This is a genomic window from Streptomyces sp. ADI96-02 (assembly GCF_003846185.1).
In the GTDB taxonomy this organism is placed as follows: Bacteria; Actinomycetota; Actinomycetes; order Streptomycetales; family Streptomycetaceae; genus Streptomyces.
This window is the reverse complement of sequence record NZ_ML123034.1, coordinates 545,601-564,310: the sequence shown is the minus strand read 5'-3', so window position 1 is coordinate 564,310 and position 18,710 is coordinate 545,601. Positions and strand designations below refer to the sequence as shown.

At 74.7% G+C, this 18,710-nt stretch carries 13 protein-coding genes; 5 read left to right on the top strand and 8 right to left on the bottom strand.

Annotated elements, in window-relative coordinates; translation table 11 throughout:
- A partial coding sequence (locus EES43_RS02495) for an SMC family ATPase (protein WP_241192313.1) occupies positions 1-2,686 on the top strand: 2,686 nt, incomplete at its 5' end.
- A gap of 91 nt (positions 2,687-2,777) precedes the next feature.
- On the opposite strand, the gene EES43_RS02490 is transcribed toward EES43_RS02495, so the two are convergent.
- Complete coding sequence (locus EES43_RS02490; RefSeq protein ID WP_124267133.1) at positions 2,778-4,466, bottom strand: DUF885 domain-containing protein; 1,689 nt, start codon at positions 4,464-4,466, stop codon at positions 2,778-2,780.
- Positions 4,467-4,564: 98 nt separating this feature from the next.
- Positions 4,565-5,065: an Lrp/AsnC family transcriptional regulator gene (locus tag EES43_RS02485; protein ID WP_124267132.1), complete on the bottom strand. Its 501-nt coding sequence runs from the start codon at positions 5,063-5,065 to the stop codon at positions 4,565-4,567.
- Positions 5,066-5,125: 60 nt separating this feature from the next.
- Here EES43_RS02485 and EES43_RS02480 point away from each other — a divergent pair, with 60 nt between their 5' ends.
- Positions 5,126-6,340: a trans-sulfuration enzyme family protein gene (locus EES43_RS02480; RefSeq protein ID WP_124267131.1), complete on the top strand. Its 1,215-nt coding sequence runs from the start codon at positions 5,126-5,128 to the stop codon at positions 6,338-6,340.
- Here EES43_RS02480 and EES43_RS02475 read toward each other — a convergent pair.
- The 5 genes from EES43_RS02475 to EES43_RS02455 form a co-directional block, all read right to left on the bottom strand.
- Positions 6,273-7,637 carry a GNAT family N-acetyltransferase gene (locus tag EES43_RS02475; RefSeq protein WP_124271755.1) on the bottom strand — a complete coding sequence of 455 codons (1,365 nt, stop codon included), beginning with the start codon at positions 7,635-7,637 and terminating at the stop codon, positions 6,273-6,275. The two genes, EES43_RS02480 and EES43_RS02475, sit on opposite strands and share 68 nt — an antisense overlap.
- Before the next feature lie 120 nt (positions 7,638-7,757).
- Entirely contained in the window at positions 7,758-10,487 is a 2,730-nt protein-coding gene (locus tag EES43_RS02470; RefSeq protein ID WP_124267130.1) for a DUF7825 domain-containing protein, read from the bottom strand.
- Entirely contained in the window at positions 10,484-11,857 is a 1,374-nt protein-coding gene (locus tag EES43_RS02465) for an SWIM zinc finger family protein (RefSeq protein WP_124267129.1), read from the bottom strand. Before EES43_RS02465 ends, EES43_RS02470 begins: the two co-directional genes overlap by 4 nt.
- Positions 11,858-12,061: 204 nt before the next feature.
- Positions 12,062-13,642 (bottom strand): alkaline phosphatase D family protein, encoded by a 1,581-nt coding sequence (locus EES43_RS02460; protein ID WP_124267128.1) that lies wholly within the window; start codon positions 13,640-13,642, stop codon positions 12,062-12,064.
- 200 nt (positions 13,643-13,842) lie between these two features.
- Positions 13,843-14,682, bottom strand: a complete 840-nt coding sequence (locus tag EES43_RS02455; protein WP_124267127.1) for an alpha/beta fold hydrolase — start codon at positions 14,680-14,682, stop codon at positions 13,843-13,845.
- 122 nt (positions 14,683-14,804) lie between these two features.
- Here EES43_RS02455 and sigJ point away from each other — a divergent pair, with 122 nt between their 5' ends.
- Positions 14,805-15,689 carry an RNA polymerase sigma factor SigJ gene (gene sigJ / locus EES43_RS02450; RefSeq protein ID WP_124267126.1) on the top strand — a complete coding sequence of 295 codons (885 nt, stop codon included), beginning with the start codon at positions 14,805-14,807 and terminating at the stop codon, positions 15,687-15,689.
- A 238-nt stretch (positions 15,690-15,927) separates the two neighbouring features.
- Entirely contained in the window at positions 15,928-16,695 is a 768-nt protein-coding gene (locus tag EES43_RS02445; RefSeq protein WP_124267125.1) for a GntR family transcriptional regulator, read from the top strand.
- 84 nt (positions 16,696-16,779) lie between these two features.
- Here the strand turns inward: EES43_RS02445 and EES43_RS02440 are convergent, their stop codons facing one another.
- Positions 16,780-17,937, bottom strand: a complete 1,158-nt coding sequence (locus tag EES43_RS02440) for an ROK family protein (RefSeq protein ID WP_124267124.1) — start codon at positions 17,935-17,937, stop codon at positions 16,780-16,782.
- 324 nt (positions 17,938-18,261) lie between these two features.
- Here EES43_RS02440 and EES43_RS02435 point away from each other — a divergent pair, with 324 nt between their 5' ends.
- Positions 18,262-18,699, top strand: a complete 438-nt coding sequence (locus tag EES43_RS02435; RefSeq protein WP_124267123.1) for a hypothetical protein — start codon at positions 18,262-18,264, stop codon at positions 18,697-18,699.
- Positions 18,700-18,710: the final 11 nt, after the last annotated feature.

Genomic DNA, 18,710 nt, shown 5'->3' with positions numbered 1-18,710 from the left:
CGGCATGAGCCGCGACCAGTTCTGCCAGGTGGTGCTGTTGCCGCAGGGCGACTTCGCCCGCTTTCTGCGCGCCGACGCCGAAGCCCGGGGCAAGCTCCTCGGCAGGCTCTTCGACACCCGCCGGTTCGCCGCCGTCGAGGAACGGCTCGCGGAGCTGCGCCGGGGCGCCGAGGCCCGGGTGAAGGCGGGCGACGAGGAGATCATGGCCCTCGCCCAGCGCATCGCCCAGGCCGGCGGACCCGCCGCGGCCGAGGCCCCGCAGCCCACCGCCCGGCCGGGCGAACCCGGCCTGGCCGAAGCGGTCCTGGAGTGGGCGGCCGTCGCCCGCGGCGCGGCCCGCGAACGGCTCGACATCGCCCGCGCGGTCCTCACCGGGACGGAGGACCGGCACGCCCACGCCCGCCGCACGCTGGAGGCCGAACGCGAACTGGCCCGCCTCCAGGAACGCCACCAGGAGACGATGCGGCGCGCCGAGGCCCTGGAGGAGGCGCGGCCCGAACGCGACCGCTGCCAGAAGCGGTTGGAACGCGCCCGCACGGCCGACCGGGTCGCGCCCGCCCTGGAGCTGCGGGACGCGGCCGAGCGCGCTCACCGCGCGGCCGACGACGCCCTCCGACAGGCCCGCGGGCGGCTGCCGTCCGATCTGGCCGACGCGAGCGCCGAGCAGCTCACGGAGTGGGAGCGCCGGTTCCGCCAGGAGCTCGGCGGCCTCGACGCCGCCCGCCGGGCCGAGCTGCGGAGCGCGCGGATCGATGAGGAGCGCGTCAGCCTGGACCGGGAGGCGCGGGCCGACGAGGACACCGTCCGCGAGGCGGACGCGTGGCTCGCCGGCTGGGACGCCACGCACACCGGGCTCCGGGACCGCATCGAGCGGGCCCAGGAGGCCGCAACCCGCGCCGAACAGCTCGCCGGGCGTCTCGCCCCGGCCCGCCGCCGACTGGACGCGGCACGGCGCCGCGACACGCTGGCCGAACAGGCCCGCTCCGCCCGCTCGGCCCTCGACGCGGCGCGCGAACGGGCCCTGGACGCCCATGAGTCCTGGCTCTCCCTGCGCGAGCGGCGACTGCGGGACATCGCCGCCGAGCTGGCCGCCGGACTCGTCGCCGGCGAGCCGTGCGCCGTCTGCGGCTCCGCCGAGCACCCGGCGCCCGCCAGCCCCGGCGACGGCCACGTCGACCGGGCCACGGAGGAGCGGGCCCTCGCCGCCCACCGGCGCGCGGAGGAGGCTCGCACCCGGGCCGAGCAGGAGCTGAGCGTCGTGCGCGAACGGCACGCCGCGGCCTGGGCGGAGGCGCGCGAGGCCGACGACGCCACCGGCGGAGCCGCCACCGAGGAGGCCCCCGGGGAGGAGACCGCCGGGGAGGAGACCGCCGGGCGGGCCGGGACGACGCGGACGGCAGCCGACCTCCTCGATGCGCCCGCCCTCCCCTCCGTGGCCGAACTGGCCGACGACGTAGGCAGGTTGGCCGACGAGCACACCCGAGCACACCGCCTCGCCGCAGGCACCCACGCCGCGCGCGAAGCGCTCGCCGCGGCCGAGCGCGAGCACCGGGGCCGTCTCGAAGTCCGGCAGGAGGCCGAGCGCCGCGCCGCCGCCCGCACCTCCCGACGCGAGGCGCTGGACCGGGAACAGTCCGCCCTGGAGGCCGAACTGGCCACCGCCCGAGGCGAGTCCGGCTCCGTGGCCGCTCACGCCGAGCGCCTCACCCGGCGCGTCGCGCTCCTCGCCGACGCCGCCGAGGCCGTACGCGCCCAGCAGGACGCCGCCCACCGGCGCAAGGAGGCCGACGACCGGCTGTCCGACGCCGCGTTCCGGGCCGGGTTCGACACGCCGGAGGCCGCCGCCGCGACCCTCCTCGACGCCGCCGGGCAGCGCGAGCTGCAACACCGCGTCGACGCCTGGCAGGCGGAGGCGGCAGTGGTCGCCGAGCGCCGCGCCGAACAGCACGCCCGGCAGGCCGCCGAGCGCCCGTCCGCTGAGCCCGAAGCGGCGCTGAACGCCTACGAGGCCGCCGAACGCGTACTGCGGGAACGGGCGTCGGCGCTCGACGCGGCACGCGGCCGGTGCGCCGAACTCGCCCGGCTCTCGGACCGGGCGGCCGAGGAGGTGCGGCGGCTCGGCCCGGTGCGCCGGGAGTACGAGCGCGTCGCCCGGCTCGCCGGACTGACCGCCGGCACCTCCGCCGACAACGAACGCAAGATGCGCCTGGAGGCGTACGTCCTGGCGGCCCGCCTCGAACAGGTGGCCGCCGCGGCGACCGCCCGGCTCCAGCGGATGTCCTCCGGCCGCTACACCCTCGTCCACTCCGACGCCCGTACCGGCGGGCGCAGGGCCGGCCTCGGACTGCACGTCGTGGACTCCTGGACGGGCAGTGAGCGGGACACCTCGACGCTGTCCGGGGGCGAGACGTTCTTCGTCTCGCTGGCCCTGGCCCTGGGCCTCGCCGACGTCGTCACCGAGGAGGCGGGAGGCGTCCGCCTGGACACCCTCTTCATCGACGAGGGCTTCGGCAGCCTCGACGACCAGACCCTGGACGAGGTGCTCGACGTGCTGGACTCGCTGCGGGAGCGGGACCGCAGCGTCGGCATCGTCAGCCACGTGGCCGACCTGCGACGCCGCATCCCCGCCCGGCTCGAAGTGGTCAAGGAACGACACGGATCGAGCGTGCGCCACCGCCTGGCGTAGCCGTGTGCCGTACAAGCACCGGGCCCGCCCGGTCCACCGCGCCCGCCCGGTTCGCGGTGGACCGGGCGGGCGCGGCGGGCGGCGGGGCGCGTCAGAGCTTGGACAGCTCGTCCACCAGGTCGTCCAGGCCGAGCGAGCCCTGCGAGAGCGCCGCCATGTGCCACGCCTTCAGATCGAACGCGTCGCCGTGCGCCGCGCGGGCGTTCTCCCGGCCCAGCAGCCAGGCGCGCTCCCCGAGCTTGTAGCCGATGGCCTGCCCCGGCATCGACAGGTAGCGGGTCAGCTCGCTCTCCACGAAATCGGCCGGCCGGCCGCTGTGGTCGCCGAAGAACTCCTGCGCCAGCTCCGGCGTCCAGCGCTCGCCCGGGTGGAAGGGCGACTCCGCCGGGATCTCCAGCTCCAGGTGCATGCCGATGTCCACGATGACCCGGCAGGCGCGCATCATCTGGGCGTCCAGGTAGCCGAGCCGCCGCTCCGCGTCGGGCAGGAAGCCCAGTTCGTCCATCAGCCGTTCCGCGTACAGCGCCCAGCCCTCGGCGTTGGCGCTGACCTGGCCGACCGACGCCTGGTAGCGCGAGAGGCTGTCGGCGACGTGCGTCCACTGCGCGATCTGGAGGTGGTGGCCCGGTACGCCCTCGTGGTACCAGGTCGACACCAGGTCGTACACCGGGAAGCGCGTCTCGCCCATGGTCGGCAGCCAGGTGCGGCCGGGGCGCGAGAAGTCCTCCGAGGGGCCGGTGTAGTACGGGGCGGCGGCGCCGCCGGGCGGCGCGATCCGCGACTCCACCTTCCGTACCCGCTCGGCCAGGTCGAAGTGGGTGCCGTCCAGCGCCTCGATGGCCTCGTCCATCAGGCCCTGGAGCCAGGTGCGGACCTCCTCCACGCCCTCGATGTGCCGGCCGTGCACGTCGAGGTGGGCGAGCGCTTCCCAGGGGCCCGCGCCGGGAAGGATTCTTTCCGCCTCGGTCCGCATCTCGGCGAGCAGCCGGTGGTATTCGGACCAGCCGTAGGCGTACGCCTCGTCGAGGTCGAGGTCGGTGCCGTTGAACAGCCGGGACCACCGCGCGTAGCGCTCCCGGCCGACCGTGTCGGGCGCGCCCTCGACCGCCGGGGCGTAGACGTCGCGCATCCAGTCGCGCAGGGCGAGCACCGAGGCCGTCGCGAGCCGGGCGGCCTCGTCCAGTTCCCCGCGCAGCGCGTCGGGGCCCGGGGCGGCGAAGTCCTCGAAGAACGCCGGGCTGCCGCTGCCCCCGCCCCACTCCGTCAACTGCTCGATGAACGTGGCCGAGGCGCGCGGCCCTCCGTACAGCTTGCGCTCCAGCCCGAGCGTCAGGGAGGCCCGGTAGCCCTCGTACGCGGCCGGAACGGCCCGCAGCCGTTCGACGACCGCCGCCCAGTCCTCCTCCGTCTCGGTGGGCGTCACGGTGAACACCTCGCCGATGCTGTGGGCGGGGGACTGGATGTTGGAGACGGTCCGCAGCCCCTCCTGGGCGTCGTGCACGGCGATCTCCGCCGTCAGACGCTCCCGCAGGAGCCGTCCGCACCGGCGTTCGGCGTCGCTGTCCGCGCCGGGCGTACGCTCGGCCGCGTCCAGCTTCACGAGCGTCGCGCGGGCGAGGTCGGCGAGCGCCGCCTGACCGGCCGGCGAGAAATCGGGCAGACGGCGCGAGCTTTCCCGGACACCCAGGTAGGTGCCCGTGATGGGGTCGAGTTCGATGAATGCGTCGACGTAGGCGTCGGCGACCTGACGGGGCAGCGCGCTGCTCGAAGTGTCTGACATGCGGACATCCTCCAACGGCGGGCCCCTTCACGTCACCACCGTGCGCCGCCCGGCGTCCGAAAGACGATCATCGGACGCGGGCCGTGACCGTGGCGCCCTCAGGATCCGCCGCCGCGCCGGCCGTCGGCGGCGGGCGGCAGCAGCGGCCCGCAGTCCCACTGCTGGAACACCAGCCGCGTCTCCACCCGGGCCACCTCCCGGTGCGAGGTGAACTCGTCGAGCACCAGCCGCTGCAGATCCGCCGTGTCGGTCACCGCAACCTGCACCAGGTAGTCGTCCGGTCCGGTGAGGTGGAAGAGCGCGCGCGACTCCGGGAGCGCCCGCACGCGTTCGACGAACGGGCCGATGAGCTCGCGGCGGTGCGGCCGGACCTGCACCAGGAGCAGGGCCTCCAAGCCCCGGCCGAGCTTCGCCGGGTCGAGGCGGAGCCGATCGCCCAGGATCACGCCGGAACGGCGCAGCCTGGCCACCCGGTCCAGACACGTCGAGGCCGCCACGCCCACCTCGGCGGCGAGCTCGCGGTACGTGGTCCGGGCATCGTTCTGCAGGAGCCGCAGAATGTGCAGATCTACCGGGTCCAGAGCGACGGATTCGGACATGCGGCGAACGTAACACGGGCTTTGGCCGATACGAACCGGTAACTGTTCAGAGTGCACCGCATGGACAACGACGTCTCCACGACATCCCCCGCCCCCACCCCGTCCCGGGCGTTGGCCACCGAAGCCGTACACGCCGGACGCGACGATCTCGCCTCTCTGGGCCTGCACGCCCCGCCGCTCGACCTGTCCACCACCTATCCCTCCTACGACTCCCGCGGTGAGGCCGAGCGGATCGACGCCTTCGCCACCACCGGAGCCCGGCCCGACGGCCCGCCGGTCTACGCCCGCCTCGACAACCCGACGACGGCGCGTTTCGAGACGGCGCTCGCCACGCTGGAGCGGACCGAGAGCGCCGTCGCCTTCGCCAGCGGCATGGCCGCCCTCAGCGCGGTCCTCCTCGCCCGCGCGAGCATGGGCCTGCGCCACGTCGTCGCCGTACGGCCGCTGTACGGATGCAGCGACCACCTGCTCGGAGCCGGTCTGCTGGGCACGGAGGTCACCTGGACCGACCCGGCGGGCATCGGCGAGGCGATCCGCCCCGACACCGGGCTCGTGATCGTCGAGACGCCCGCCAACCCCACCCTCGCCGAGGTCGACATCCGGGCCGTCGCCCACGCCTGCGGCTCGGTGCCGCTCGTGGTCGACAACACCTTCGCCACACCGGTGCTCCAGCGCCCCGTCGAACACGGCGCACGGATCGTCCTGCACAGCGCCACCAAGTACCTGGGCGGGCACGGGGACGTGATGGGCGGAGTCGTCGCCTGCGACGAGGAGTTCGCCGCCCGGCTGCGCCAGGTCCGGTTCGCCACCGGCGGCGTACTGCATCCGCTGGCCGGATACCTGCTGCTGCGCGGCCTGTCCACGCTGCCGGTCCGCGTCCGCGCCGCCTCGGCGAGCGCCGCCGAACTCTCGCGCCGGCTCACCGCCGACCCGAGGATCGCCCGCGTCCACTATCCGGAGATGGGCGGCGCGATGATCTCCTTCGAGGTGTACGGGGATCCGCACCAGGTCATCGCCGGGGTGCGGCTCATCACGCCCGCCGTCAGCCTCGGCAGTGTGGATTCGCTGATCCAGCATCCGGCCTCCATCAGCCACCGCATCGTGGACGAGGGAGACCGGCAGGCGTCCGGCGTCGGGGACCGGCTGCTGCGCCTGTCCGTCGGGCTGGAGGACGTCGAGGACCTGTGGGCCGATCTCTGTCAGGCGCTCAGCGCCGGACCTCCTCCCCGGTCCCGGACGGCCGAGCGGCTCGTTCCCTCCGCAGCCGCGCGGTGATGACGAGGGTGCCCTCCTCGATCTGGTAGTCGAGGGGCAGCCCCAGACCGCGCATGGCGGCGACCATGCCGGTGTTGCGGGACTGCGTGACGGCGTACACGCTGTCGCAGCCCGTCCCGGCGGCGAGCGCCACCAGGCGGCCGAGCAGTTCCGAGCCGATGCCCCGGCGCTGCCAGTCGTCCTCGACGATCAGCGCCACCTCCGTCTCGTCGCCGTCCCACAGGAGGTGGCCCAGCGCCACGAGTCGGCCGGAGGCCGTCTGCACGGCGAGGGTGCGGCCGAACCGCGGGCTGAGCAGGTGGTCGAGGTAGCGGTCCGCGTCGCCGACCGGGCCGTTGTAGCGCAGGCCCAGCGTGCGCGGGGAGCAGCGGTCGTGCAGGGCGCGGGCCGCGGCGAGGTCCCTGCTGTCCGCGCGGCGCACCGTGATCTCGTTGCCCTCGGGCAGCGTGAGGACGTCCTCGCCGCGCGGGGCCCGGGGTCCGAGCCGGGCGTCGAGCTCGACCAGGGCGCGGGCCCGCGCGAACTCGGTCGGAGTGAACGGCAGATGAGGCCGCTCGACGGAGATGACGCCGCCGGACGGATCGCGCAGCCGCATCACCGTGTCCTCCAGCACGCCCTCGACCGGGGCGCTCTCGCCGGTCGGGCGGCCGGTGACCGAGACGGCGGGCAGCGAGTGGATGGTGCAGCGCCCGAGCAGTTGCCGCAGGGCGAGGGGGAGTTCCGCGGCGTCGAGCGCCGTCCTGGTGGCCAGGGCGAGGACGCGGGTGGGGGTGTCCACCAGATCGTGGGCGTCCGCCCGCTCGATCCAGGTGGCGGACCCGCCGGCCGCGGCGATCTCGCGGGTGAGCTCCTGGGGCTGGAGCGCGGCGGGCGCCCGCAGCAGGAACTCGTCGACCGTGCCCCGGGCCAGCGGATGCGTCTGCAGGGTGAGGATGTCGACGCGGAGACGGGCGAGGACCAGGCACAGCGCGGCCAGGCTGCCCGGGGCGTCGCGCACCGTCGTCCGCATCCGCCACAGCACCGTCTCCCCGTTCCCCGCCCCGTTCGCCGGGGACGACGCCGCGCCGTCCGCGCCGGGCGGGGGAGCATGGCTGTGCCGGTGGGCCCACCAGGTGTGGAAGGCCGCCGTGGCGATCAGGGCCACCGCGGACGCCACGAGCAGGTACGGGCCGTCCGGCTGGTGGCCGATCAGGTTGGCGATCGCGTCGGCGACGGCCACCGCGGTGAACAGCGCGGCCAGTTCGATCAGGTCCCGCCGCCAGTGGTGCGGACGGCGGGCGCTCTTCGCGGATGTCACATCGGTCATATCCTTACTGTGAAGGACCGGTGTTGCCTGATCACGAACACCTTGTGACTGATGGGTTACGTGTGGATCTGGTCCCCTATCATTGCTTTTCAGCCACGTGGGAGCTCGCCCTCAGCTCCTGGCGCCGGACTCCTCGCGGGAGGGCCCGAACGCGATGAGCAGTCGCCCCGCCTGCCGCACCGTCTGCGACGCGCCCTTCCGCGCCGCCGTGGCGGCCAGCCCGGCGATCGGCGCGAGGCCGTCCGTACCGCACCGCTCGGCGCAGTCCGCCGCCACGGACAGCAGGTCTCCGAGGCCCCGAGGCTGCTTCTCGCAGGCCAGCACGCCGGGCAGCGCGTGCGCCAGCACCGCCAGCACCGTCCGGTACGCGCCGGTCCCCGCCGCCGTGCCCGTGGAGTCGGCGAGCCGGGTCACCTTCACCGCGTCCCGGTCGACGAGGTCCGCCAGCGCGCGACCGAGCAGGGCGGCGTCCAGACGTCCGCGCGCGGCCAGGACCAGCAGGGCGTCCACGGCGGATATCCGGTCCTCGGCGTGGCGTGCGCCCAGTCCGTAGGCCAGAGCGAGATGTGCCGCGGGGCCCACCTCGCCCCCGGTCTCGACGAGCGGCGGCAGGATCCAGGCGGCACCCCGATTCCCGTCGTCGGCGGCGCGCATCAGATCGGGCGTCAGCCAGGCGGCCAGGGTCTCCGGGTCCTCGGGGAAGGTGGTGACCCAGTGGGCGGACTGCTGCGCTCCCCAGTGGTAGCAGTTCTGGATGCCGGAGAGCGGCGGACGGACCAGCCAGGGGAAGGCGGCCGGGAGTTCAACCCGTGCCGGGCGGCGTTCCTCGGCGGCGAACAGCGCGTCCAGGACGTCGGCCGCGGAACGCCGCCACCGGGCTCCCCTCGCCGGCCGGTCGTCGCTCGTCCCGTGCCGCAGCAGCGGCGCGACCGGATCGTCGGCACGCAGCCAGGCGGCCACCCGGTCCCCTTCCGGAGTGCCCAGGGCGTCGGCCGCGACCGCGGCCTCCTCGCCTCCGCTCCGGCACAGGCGCAGCAGTGCCTGGCCGAAGTCGGCCGGGCCGGCCTCGACGCCCATGCTGCGGTACGCGCGCAGCCGTCCGATCAGGTCCGCCGGGTCGAGCGAACCGTTCTCCCGGGTGGGTGTGGCGAGCAGGAACGGCAGGCGGCCGGTCCGCACGGCGTCCGCCGCCTCCTGGACGCGGGCGAGCAGCATGCTGTTCAGCTCGGTGTGGGCACAGGACCCGCCGCGAGGCGTGTTCTCGTGCCACTGGCGGAAGTCCCGGTCGGTCACCCGGCCCAGCAGTGAGGCCACCATCACGGACAGGGCGCTCGCGGTCGTGACGTACTGGGGATCGGACCTCGGCGGGCCGGAGTCCTCGTCGGCGATCCGCGACCCCGCCAGGGCCTCTCGCAGAGCCGCCGCCAGCCCCGCCCGATCGGTCGCCGCCCGGCGGACGAGGCCGTCGAGAAGGCGTTCGTGGTCGGCGACGGACGACGGAGCCGGGGCGCTCGCCGAAGCGCCGTACCAGGAGCGCGACTTCAGCAGGGCCGCCACCTCCTCGACCAGCTCGGCGACACCCTCCGGCGCGGGCCTGAGAGGGCCTGGCGCCGGAGCGGCCGGCAGCAGCTCCTCGTAGGGGGCGGCGTCCTCGGGGACGTCCTCGACGAGGCCGCCGAACAGCGCGGCGACGCTTTCGCGGTGCACCGCGCCCAACCGCGCCGCCGACGAGGAGAGCTCCGCGCGCAGAGCGTCGTCATCGGCCGGAAGATGGCGGGCGACCAGCTTCAACGCCTGCTCCTGGAGGACGATGTCCTCGCCGGCGAACGCCTCCGCCACCACCGGAAGCAGCTCGCCCGCCGCCGTCGCGTCCCGGCGCAGCGCCTTGCCCAGAAGCGTCAACTGGGCGCGCGCCAGCTTCTTCTCGGGCCGGAAGAGCACCGAGAGCGACACGTCCGCCAGCTCCCTGGTGGGCAGCTCGCCGCGCTCCTCCAGCCGGGTGAGCACCGCCTGGGCATGGCTCGCCACCACCGTGACGCCGTCCGCGGCCATCGCCGTCCAGTCCCGCAGGCGTCCGCCCTCCTCCGCGTCCGTCATACCGAGCCGCAGCAGCACCGACAGGAAGAACCGCTGCTCTCCGACGGCCCCGCCCCGTACCAGGCGGGTCATGCACTGGTCGAGGAGGAGGGAGCGGTCGAGCACCTTCTCATCGGCCAGCGAGGCGAGCGCCGCCGGCCAGTGGTCGTCCGAATCCGGCGCGCCGTGCACGGTCACCCGCGGCGGCACCTGGGGCAGCTCCAGGAGGCGCGGCGCCATGACCGCGACATGCGGGTCGGCGCGGAGCGCCTCGGCCAACGGAACCCGGCCCGACCGGCGGCGCCACCGGGACTCGTCGACCAGCTCCGCCCAGCTCTCCACCATGCCGTCCGTCGTGGGGACCGGGCGGCAGGCGATCCGGGCCAGCTCGGCGACGAACGCGTACTCGGCGGAGGAAGCCATGGGGCGAGCGGCCAGCCGCACCGCGAGATCGCCGAGCCAGGCCGGATCACGGTCCTTCAGCGCCGTGAGGATCAGCTGATACGGGGAGCGCACCCAGTCGCGCAGATCCCGGCCGCCGATCCAGGCGGCGCAGCCCGCCGCGCCGGTGTGGCAGCTCGCCCCGGCCACCAGGAGCGCCTTGCGGACCTTGTCCCGCCGACGCCAGTCCCAGCCCCGCACCTCCTTGCGCAGCTCCTTCAACTCGGCGAGCGCTGACCTGCGTCCGGCCCCGTCCAGCCGGAGCACCAGCGCCGGCACGTCGTGGTGGCGGCCCTCGTTCACCGCGGTGAGCAGATCCGTCATCGGGAGCCTCCCCCGACCGTCGCTCCGCGCCGGACCATGCGGACGGCCAGCGCGTGCTTGCACGGCCCCCGCCGGCCCCGGTAGTCCGCCCACCACTGGCAGGTGCAGGTCAGCGCCCCGTCCGCCTCGCGCACCTGGTAGCGGCGGTCCCCGGAGACCACCGTCGCCCGTGCGCCGTCCAGCGACACCGCCGCCGCGGCGACCAGGCCGCGCGCCGCGACCAGGCGCGGGTTGTGACGCTCCGCCCGGTCCGCGTCGTAGGGCAGTTCACGGTGGAAATAGGCCGCGTCCGCCAGGTCGTACCCGACCCGGCCCGCCGTGCCCAGCCGGGTCAGCGCGGCCCGCACCCGCTCCACGCCGAGCCCCGACCGCTCGGCCAGCGAAGCCGGTTCGATCCGGGGCTCCCAGGCGAGCAGCACCGAGACCAGCTCCGCGTCGGCCGCCGCTTCGTCGGTGGCCAGCGCCTCCAGCACCCCGCCCTCGCCGGAGAACCCGCGCGAGGCATCCGGGGACAGCGTCAGCGTCAGCCGCATCCCGGGCAGCACCACCTCCCAGGCGCTAGCCGCCGCCGCACCGTCGGCCACCGGCGCGTACACCCGCAACGCCGTCGCGTACCGCAGCACCCGCTGCAAGGCCACCAGGCGCTCCGGTCCCGGCAGGCACACCGCCCCCGGGACCGGCCGGGTCGTCGGCCGCAGCCCGGCGCCCGAGGCCACCACCCAGCGGGCGCCGCGCGTCGCGTTGCCCGACGAGCGCGGCAGCGAGCGCAGGAAGGCGACGGCCTGCGCCGCCGTCAGCTCGGCCCGCAGGTCGAACCCGGCCGACGCCACCTGCGCCTCGGCGAAACCGCGCAGCCACCTGTCCGGCAGCGGAACCTTCTTCTCGACGACCGCCCCGTCCAGCGTCGTCACCGCCATCTCCTCCGGGCCGACCCGCAGATGCAGCGGATCGTCCGCCGTTATCCGCGAGAGCGCGTCCCGCAGCGGGTTGTTCACGTCCACATTGGTCGTGCCGTGGCCCGTGGCCTGCCCGTCCAGACCCTCCTGGAGGACGTCCAGCCGCGCGTACACCCCGCAGCAGCCGGAGAACGACTCGAAGCGCAGCCGGTCCCCGTTCCCCGTGACCACCGGGTCGAGCGAGGCGGGCAGTGTGCGCTGGTAGTAGCGGGCGGCGGCCACGTCGGCCACGGCGAGCAGACCGCGTGCGGCGACGCGCGGAGCGGAGAGGAAGCCCGCGAAGAACCGAGGGTGCGCCTCCGCCCCGCGCGGGGTGAGACCGCCTGCGGTCTCCAGGCCGAGAGCGGTCCCCGCCTGCGAGGACCTCAGAGCGGACGGGCGTGCGTAGGCCAGGGCCTGAACGGATCGGGTCATGGAGAAAACCGTAGGACCCACCACTGACAACGGGCCCCGAAGCGCACGGACGACGGCCCGGCAGCACGTACGACGGCCCCCGCGGCACGGGCAACGGCCCCCGGCAGCGGCGGCTGCGGGCCTCGAAACGCACGCGCGCCGGGCCCGGCGACGCCGGGCGGCAGCCGTTCTCCGGCCGCGCCCACCGCCATCGGGCCCGGCCGTTCACTGCCCGGTGAGGCCCGGACGGAGCACCTTGTCGAACAGCACGGAACCGCCCTCGGCACGCAGCCGCACCGTCAGCTCGCCGCTGTCGCCGTCGATCTCCACCTCGCCGAAGTACTGCGGCGACTCCATCGGGGACACGTTGCCCCGGTCCGGAGCCCGCACGAAGACGCGCTCCGGGCCGAAGGTCGCGTCCAGCGCGTTGGCCGGGAAGCCGCCCGCCGCCAGCGGACCCGACACGAACTCCCAGAACGGGGCGAAGTCCTTGAACGCCGCCCGTTCGGGCGCGTAGTGCTGCGCCGAGGTGTAGTGCACATCGGCCGTCAGCCACAGCGTGCCGGTGATCCCGTTGTGCTTGATGAACCGCAGCAGTTCGGCGATCTGGAGCTCACGTCCCAGTGGAGCGCCCGGATCCCCCTGCGCCACCGCCTCGAAGTCCGTCGCGCCGTCCGGCACCACGAGCCCGAGCGGCATGTCGGCCGCGATCACCTTCCACACGGCCCGGGACGCGGCGAGGGCGCGCTTGAGGCGGCGGAGCTGGTCCGCGCCGAGGATGCCGGTCGTGTCGTCGGCCTGCCGGTTGGGCGAGTTGGCGTTGCGGAACGAGCGCATGTCGAGGACGAACACGTCGAGCAGCGGCCCGTGGTGGACGACGCGGTCCATGGGGCGCGGACGCGAGGAGCCGTCGGGCCGCGAGACGGGGAAGTACTCGTGGAACGCGCGTGAGGACCGGGCCGCGAGCAGGTCGACGTTCTTCTCGGTGTAGCGGTCGTCGTCGAGGATCTGCCCGGGGTACCAGTTGTTGCGCACCTCGTGGTCGTCCCACTGCACGACGGACGGCACCTGCGCGTTGAAGCGCCGGAAGTTCGCGTCGAGCAGGTTGTACCGGAAGTTGCCCCGGTACTCGTCGAGGGTTTCGGCGACCTTGGCCTTCTCCTCGGTCATGACGTTCCGCCAGATCCTGCCGTCCGGCAGCGTCACGGACGGCTGGAGGGGGCCGTCCGCGTACACGGTGTCGCCGCTGCACAGGAAGAAGTCCGGATCGAGCCGGCGCATCTCCTCGTACACGCGATAGCCGCCGATGTCCGGGTTGATGCCCCAGCCCTGGCCCGCGATGTCGCCGGACCACAGGAAGCGCACCCCGTCGCGCCGGCGGGCCGGAGCGGTACGGAACGTTCCGTACGCGGGTCTGCCCGTGCGCCGCGGGTCGGCCGGGTCGGCGAGCGTGACGCGGTAGTGGATCTGCTCGCCCGCGGGCAGTCCGTGCAGCGCGGTGGTGCCGGTGAAGTCGCTCCCCGGGCCGATCAGCGGCCCGTGCCAGGTGCGCGCCCGGCGGAAGGACTCGGTGGACGACGTCTCCACCCGCATCCGGGCGGGACGGTCCGACCGCACCCAGACGAGCGCCGACGACGCGGTGACCGCCCCGACCTGGACGCCCCAGGCCGCCTCAGGGCGTCCGCCCAGCGCCTGGGCGGGAGCCGCCGCGAACGCGGTGGGCAGGACGGCGGCGGCCGGGACGAGCAGCGAGCCGCGCAGCACGGTTCGGCGGTCGGGAGAGGGAACGGGCGGGCGGTTGGGCATCGGGACGCCTCCGGGCGGTGGGAACGAGTGCGGAGCCACCGGACGAGCGGTGGCCGGATCCGGTCCCCGCCATGCCTAGTGCCCGGTGGCGGCCGGAGCCCCAACCCCGGATGAACGACGCGCGTCGAACAGGAGCGGCCCCGCGACCCGGCCCTCGCGCGGCGCCGGCCCCGGCCCCGGGCGTCCCCAAGCGCGACGCCTCAGCCGCTGGTGTCGAGGATGACCCGCGCGACCAGCGCCGGGTCGTCGTTCATCGGCACGTGCCCGCAGCCCGGCAGCCGCACGAGCCGCGCCCCGGGCATCACGCGCTTGGCGCGGACGCCCTGCCGCGGCAGCAGGATGCGGTCCCGGCTGCCCCAGGCGACGGTCACGGGAACGCCCTTCACGTCGTGGGTGAAGCGGGTGAAGGAGGACCCGCGGCCGGCGGCCAGCGTCGCGTCGAAGCCGGTGGCGCCCCGCAGGGCCAGCGTCTCCGCGACGACCGCGTCGGGTGAACGCCGCCCCGGGCGGGCGTAGACGACGCCGGTCAGCGCGGCTCGCCCGGTCGCGCCGCGGGCCAGCCGCTCGATCACCGGCACCGGGAGGGCGAGGGCGCCGCGGCGCATGGCCCGCAGGGCCCCGAAGGCGTAGAACCGCTCGGCCTCGGTCCAGAACCCGGCCGGGGACAGCGCGGTGACCGAGCGCACCAGCTCGCGGCGTCCCAGCTCCAGCGCGAGCAGCCCTCCCAGCGAGTTGCCGGCCACGTGCGGCCGGTCCAGGCCGAGTTCCGCGCACAGGGCAGCGAGCGCCGCGGCGAGCGTGCCCGGATCACTCGGAACCCCGTCCGGCAGCGCCGGTGACGTGCCGAAGCCGGGCAGGTCGACGGCTATCACCTCGCGCTCGGCGGCCAGGACGCGCGTCACCGGGTCCCAGGCGCGCAGATGGTGGCCGATGCCGTGGAGCAGCACCAGCGGTGCGCCGGAGCCCGAGCGCTCGTACGCCACCGAGACCGGACGGGGGCCGTGGGCCGATTCGACGGTGAAGGAGGCCGTGCTGGTCATCGTGGAGCTCCCTGACGTTGCTGGACATCGCGTCAACAACAATTACCGTCGGGTAGGCGGCAGTTCAAGGGGCCCGGCGATTCCCGCTGGACAGCGGAGGGCGCGTCGGATGGGATGGCCGGGTGACCGCCGATCCCGCGACCGAACTCTTCGAGGAGCACCGGCCCCTGCTGACCGGCGTCGCCTACCGCATGCTGGGACGCGTCGCCGACGCCGAGGACGTGGTCCAGGAAGCCTGGCTGCGGTGGTCGTCCGCGCCGCGCGACGACGTCCGCGAGCCGCGGGCCTTCCTCGTGCGCGTCACCACCCGGCTCGCCGTCGACCGGCTCCGCCACCTGGGATCGCGCCGTGAGTCCTACGTCGGGACGTGGCTGCCGGAACCGGTGGCCACCGACTACGGGCAGAGGGCGCCCGACGCGGCGGACCGCGCCGTGCTCGCCGACAGTGTGTCCCTCGCCGTGCTCGTCGTCCTCGAATCGCTCTCGCCGCTGGAGCGCGCGGTGTTCGTGCTGCGCGAGGCGTTCGGCTTCCCGTACGCCGAGATCGCCGGCGCCCTCGACCGCACCGAGGCGGCCGTCCGGCAGCTCGCCGGGCGGGCGCGGCGACACGTCGAGGAGCGCAGGCCGCGTTACGACGTCGACCCCGCCGAACGGCGCGACCTCACCGAGCGCTTCCTCGCCGCCGCGTCCGGCGGCGACATCGAGCGGCTGCTCGCGCTGCTGGCCCCCGACGTCCGGCTGGTCAGCGACAGCGGCGGCAAGGCCAAGGCCCCGCGCCGGACCATCGAGACGGCCGACAAGGTCGGCCGGTTCCTCTTCGAGGTGGCCCGGAAACGGGGGCCGCTCGGAGAGCTGCGCCTCGCCGAGTTCAACGGCGGAGCCGCCGTGGTGTTCTCCGTCGGAAAAAAGCCCGACACCTTCTTCCAGATCGAAGTCCGGGACGGACGCATTCAATGCGCCTATATCATTAACAATCCGGACAAGCTCTTCGGCGTGCCGGTCGAATAGGCCCGCACTCGTCCCCCGGCCACGGAGCCCCGCCGCCGTCGGCGGGGCTCCGTGCTGCGCGCGCCTCACGGCACCGCGAACGCCGTGTGAACGCTCAGCGCCAGAGTCCCGTTTCGCTCCGTTACGGAATAAGGATTGGTCTTGACCAAGGGGGAGTACCGCCCTAGGGTCGGTTTAAGGAAAGAACCTTTAATAAATAACGTCGCGGAAGAGCCGCTGGGCGATTGCGGAGGACAGGGTGGGGACCACGCAGCTGGAATCGGTGCAGGAGCCGAAGTACTGGCACCTCAAGACCGTGCTCAGTGAGGCACTCGACTCGGACTTCGCGGTGGGGGAGATCCTGCCCAACGAGCGTGAGCTCGCCGCGCGGTTCGGCGTCGCACGCGCCACGCTCCGGCAGGCTCTGGAACAGCTCGAACTCGAAGGCCGGCTCCAGCGCCGCCGCGGCGTCGGCACGACCGTCGCCCCGCCGCGCGTGGGCGTCGCCGTCGCCACCGCCGAGCACGAGTGGACCGGCGGCGCCACCGGCGAGGCGTGGCAGCCGGTCGACTGCTCCTTCGGCAGGCCGCCCGCCCCGGTGGCCGCGATGCTCGAAGCCGACGGCGATCCCGTGCACGTGGTGCGCCGGATCCGCGAGACCCACGGCCAGGCGGTCGCCGCCGAACTCCTCTACGTGCCGGAATCCTCCGTACCCGACCTATCGGCCATCGACGCGCCCTCCGGCGTCGTCCGGGCCCGCGGCGTGCTGCGCGAGATGCACCGGCTGCGACTGGAGGGCCAGGACCGCTCCGTGGAGCTCGGATCCGCCCGCGCGGACGACGCCAAGGAGCTCGACCGCCTCCCGGGCGCACCCGTCCTCGTGGTCACCACGCGCTACATCGCCGTCGGCCGGACCGCCGCCGTGTCCGTCGCCACCTACCGCGCGGACACCTGCCGGCTGACCTTCGGGGACTCCGGAGCCCTGGAGATCAGCCACGGCGAGCAGCAGGAGCGCCGGGCGTCCTGAAGCGCCGACGGCGGCCCGGGGCCCGGCGGCGCGACCGGCCGCCCCACCGCCTCCCGGCCGTCCCGAGATCCGGCCCGCCCGCGGTCAGCGGCGGGCCGTCACCGCCCGCTCCACCGCGAACAACTGCTCCTCGACATGGTCCAGCGCCAGCCGCAGCGCCCCCGTCGCGACCGCCGCCTCACCGAGCAGCGACAAGGTCACCCGCGGCGGGCGCAGGCAGTAGCGGGCCAGCTCTCTCCGCAGCGGTTCCAGCACCCCGTCCAGTCCGGCCGCCCAGCCCCCGACGACCACCAGCTCCGGGTCCAGGGCCAGCACCAGGGCCGCCACATCGTGCACGAGCCGCTGGATGAACCGCTCGACGGCCGCCCGGGAGCCCGTGTCGCCCTGCCGGGCCTTCGCGAACACCGCCGCCACCGCACGCTCGTCCAGCGGGTCCAGCGGCGTGTCCGTCGTCGACAGCAGGTGCTCCGGCGTCACCTCCCTGCCCAGCAGGTGCAGAGCGCCGATCTCCCCGGCCGCCCCGCCGAACCCGCGGTGCAGACGCCCGCCGATCAACGACCCCGCCCCCGGGCTCAGCCCCGCCAGGACGAAGACGACATCGTCCGACTCGGTGGCCGCACCCTTCCAGTGCTCGGCCACCGCCGCCGCGTTGGCGTCGTTCTCCACGAGGACCGGGCAGCGGAACGAACGCCGCATCCGCTCGCCGAGCGCGAGCCCGGTCCAGTCCGGCAGCGCCGTGCCCAGCCGGACCGTTCCGTCGGCCTCCACGATGCCCGGGCTCCCCACGCCCACGGCGCGCAGACTGCTCCGGGCCACGCCGGTACGCCGCAGCACGTCCGCGACCACCGCCCTGACCTGATCGAGGCGGTCGTCCGCGCCCGCGGTCTCCGACACCGCGCGCGAGCCCGCCCCGGTGATACGTCCGTCCAGCCCGGACAGCAGAGCCGATACGCGGTGCGGGCCGATCTCGACGCCGAGCAGGTGCCCGGCCTCGGCCCGGAAACGGAATCTGCGCGCGGGCCTGCCCTGGCGCCGGGCCTCGCTCTCGTCGGGCAGGGCCTCGACCACCAGCCCCGCTTCGAACAGCCCCTCGACGACGCCTTCGACGGTCGGCCGGGACAGCCCCGTGATCCGCGTCAGATCCGTCAGCGTCGGAGAGCCGGCCCCCCTCAGAGCCTGAAGTACCACCGACGAATTGATCCGCCGCAGCAGCGACGGGTCCCCACCGGTCAGCCGGCCCACGATGCGTCCTCCCAGCTTGTGCGCATGTCAGCCGGATCGTACTCGCCGGCCGCAAGCCCCGCGAGCAGTGGCGGAAGCCGGTACCGAGCCGCAACCTGCGCGGGCCCCGCGCCCGTCCGCGCCCCGCCGTACACCGTGCAGCGCACCCGCTACCCCGCCTCGCCGAGACCGTGCCCACCCGGCCCTCCGCACCCCGGACGCCGGCTCACGGCCCTCGCGACGGCCCCGCCCGGCCCGCACCCGGACGCCAACCGGAGCACCCGCGCCCATCTTCCCGCCGGGGCCGGGGAGATGGCTGTCGGCGCGAGACGCTTTACTGGCCGTATGACGACCGCACACCACCTCCGCCTCATCGACGGGATGTGCGGCGGCGAGTTCCCCTCGCGGCGCACCTCGTCGGTCGCGGGAGTCAGCGGACCCGGCTTCCACACCGCGTACCTGCGCCCGTACGGGGGCGCTGGGGACGACGACGACCCGACGGGGGCGGAGCATCGGGCGCGCTGCCTGGCCGAGCACGACGCGCTGCTCACCCTGCTGACCTCGCGCTGGGGCGAACCGCAGGTGATGAGCCCGTGGAGCGCGCGGGAGCGGATGCTCGCCGGCGAGGACATACCGGAGCCCTGGGCGGACCTGGTGGCCGGCTGCGAGTTCCTGCGGCTCTGGCGGATCGGGCAGCGCTGGATCGCGATCGGGCTGTTCGTGGAAGCGGACGGACCAGCCTGCGAGTTGACGGTCGTGGCCACCGACGTCGATCCGCCCTGAGAACCGACACC

Coding starts and splice junctions, on each gene's coding strand:
- EES43_RS02490 (WP_124267133.1), bottom strand. CDS start 4,466: ATGTCAGACACTTCGAGCAGCGCGCTGCCCCGTCAGGTCGCCGACGCC.
- EES43_RS02485 (WP_124267132.1), bottom strand. CDS start 5,065: ATGTCCGAATCCGTCGCTCTGGACCCGGTAGATCTGCACATTCTGCGG.
- EES43_RS02480 (WP_124267131.1), top strand. CDS start 5,126: ATGGACAACGACGTCTCCACGACATCCCCCGCCCCCACCCCGTCCCGG.
- EES43_RS02470 (WP_124267130.1), bottom strand. CDS start 10,487: ATGACGGATCTGCTCACCGCGGTGAACGAGGGCCGCCACCACGACGTG.
- EES43_RS02465 (WP_124267129.1), bottom strand. CDS start 11,857: ATGACCCGATCCGTTCAGGCCCTGGCCTACGCACGCCCGTCCGCTCTG.
- EES43_RS02460 (WP_124267128.1), bottom strand. CDS start 13,642: ATGCCCAACCGCCCGCCCGTTCCCTCTCCCGACCGCCGAACCGTGCTG.
- EES43_RS02455 (WP_124267127.1), bottom strand. CDS start 14,682: ATGACCAGCACGGCCTCCTTCACCGTCGAATCGGCCCACGGCCCCCGT.
- EES43_RS02435 (WP_124267123.1), top strand. CDS start 18,262: ATGACGACCGCACACCACCTCCGCCTCATCGACGGGATGTGCGGCGGC.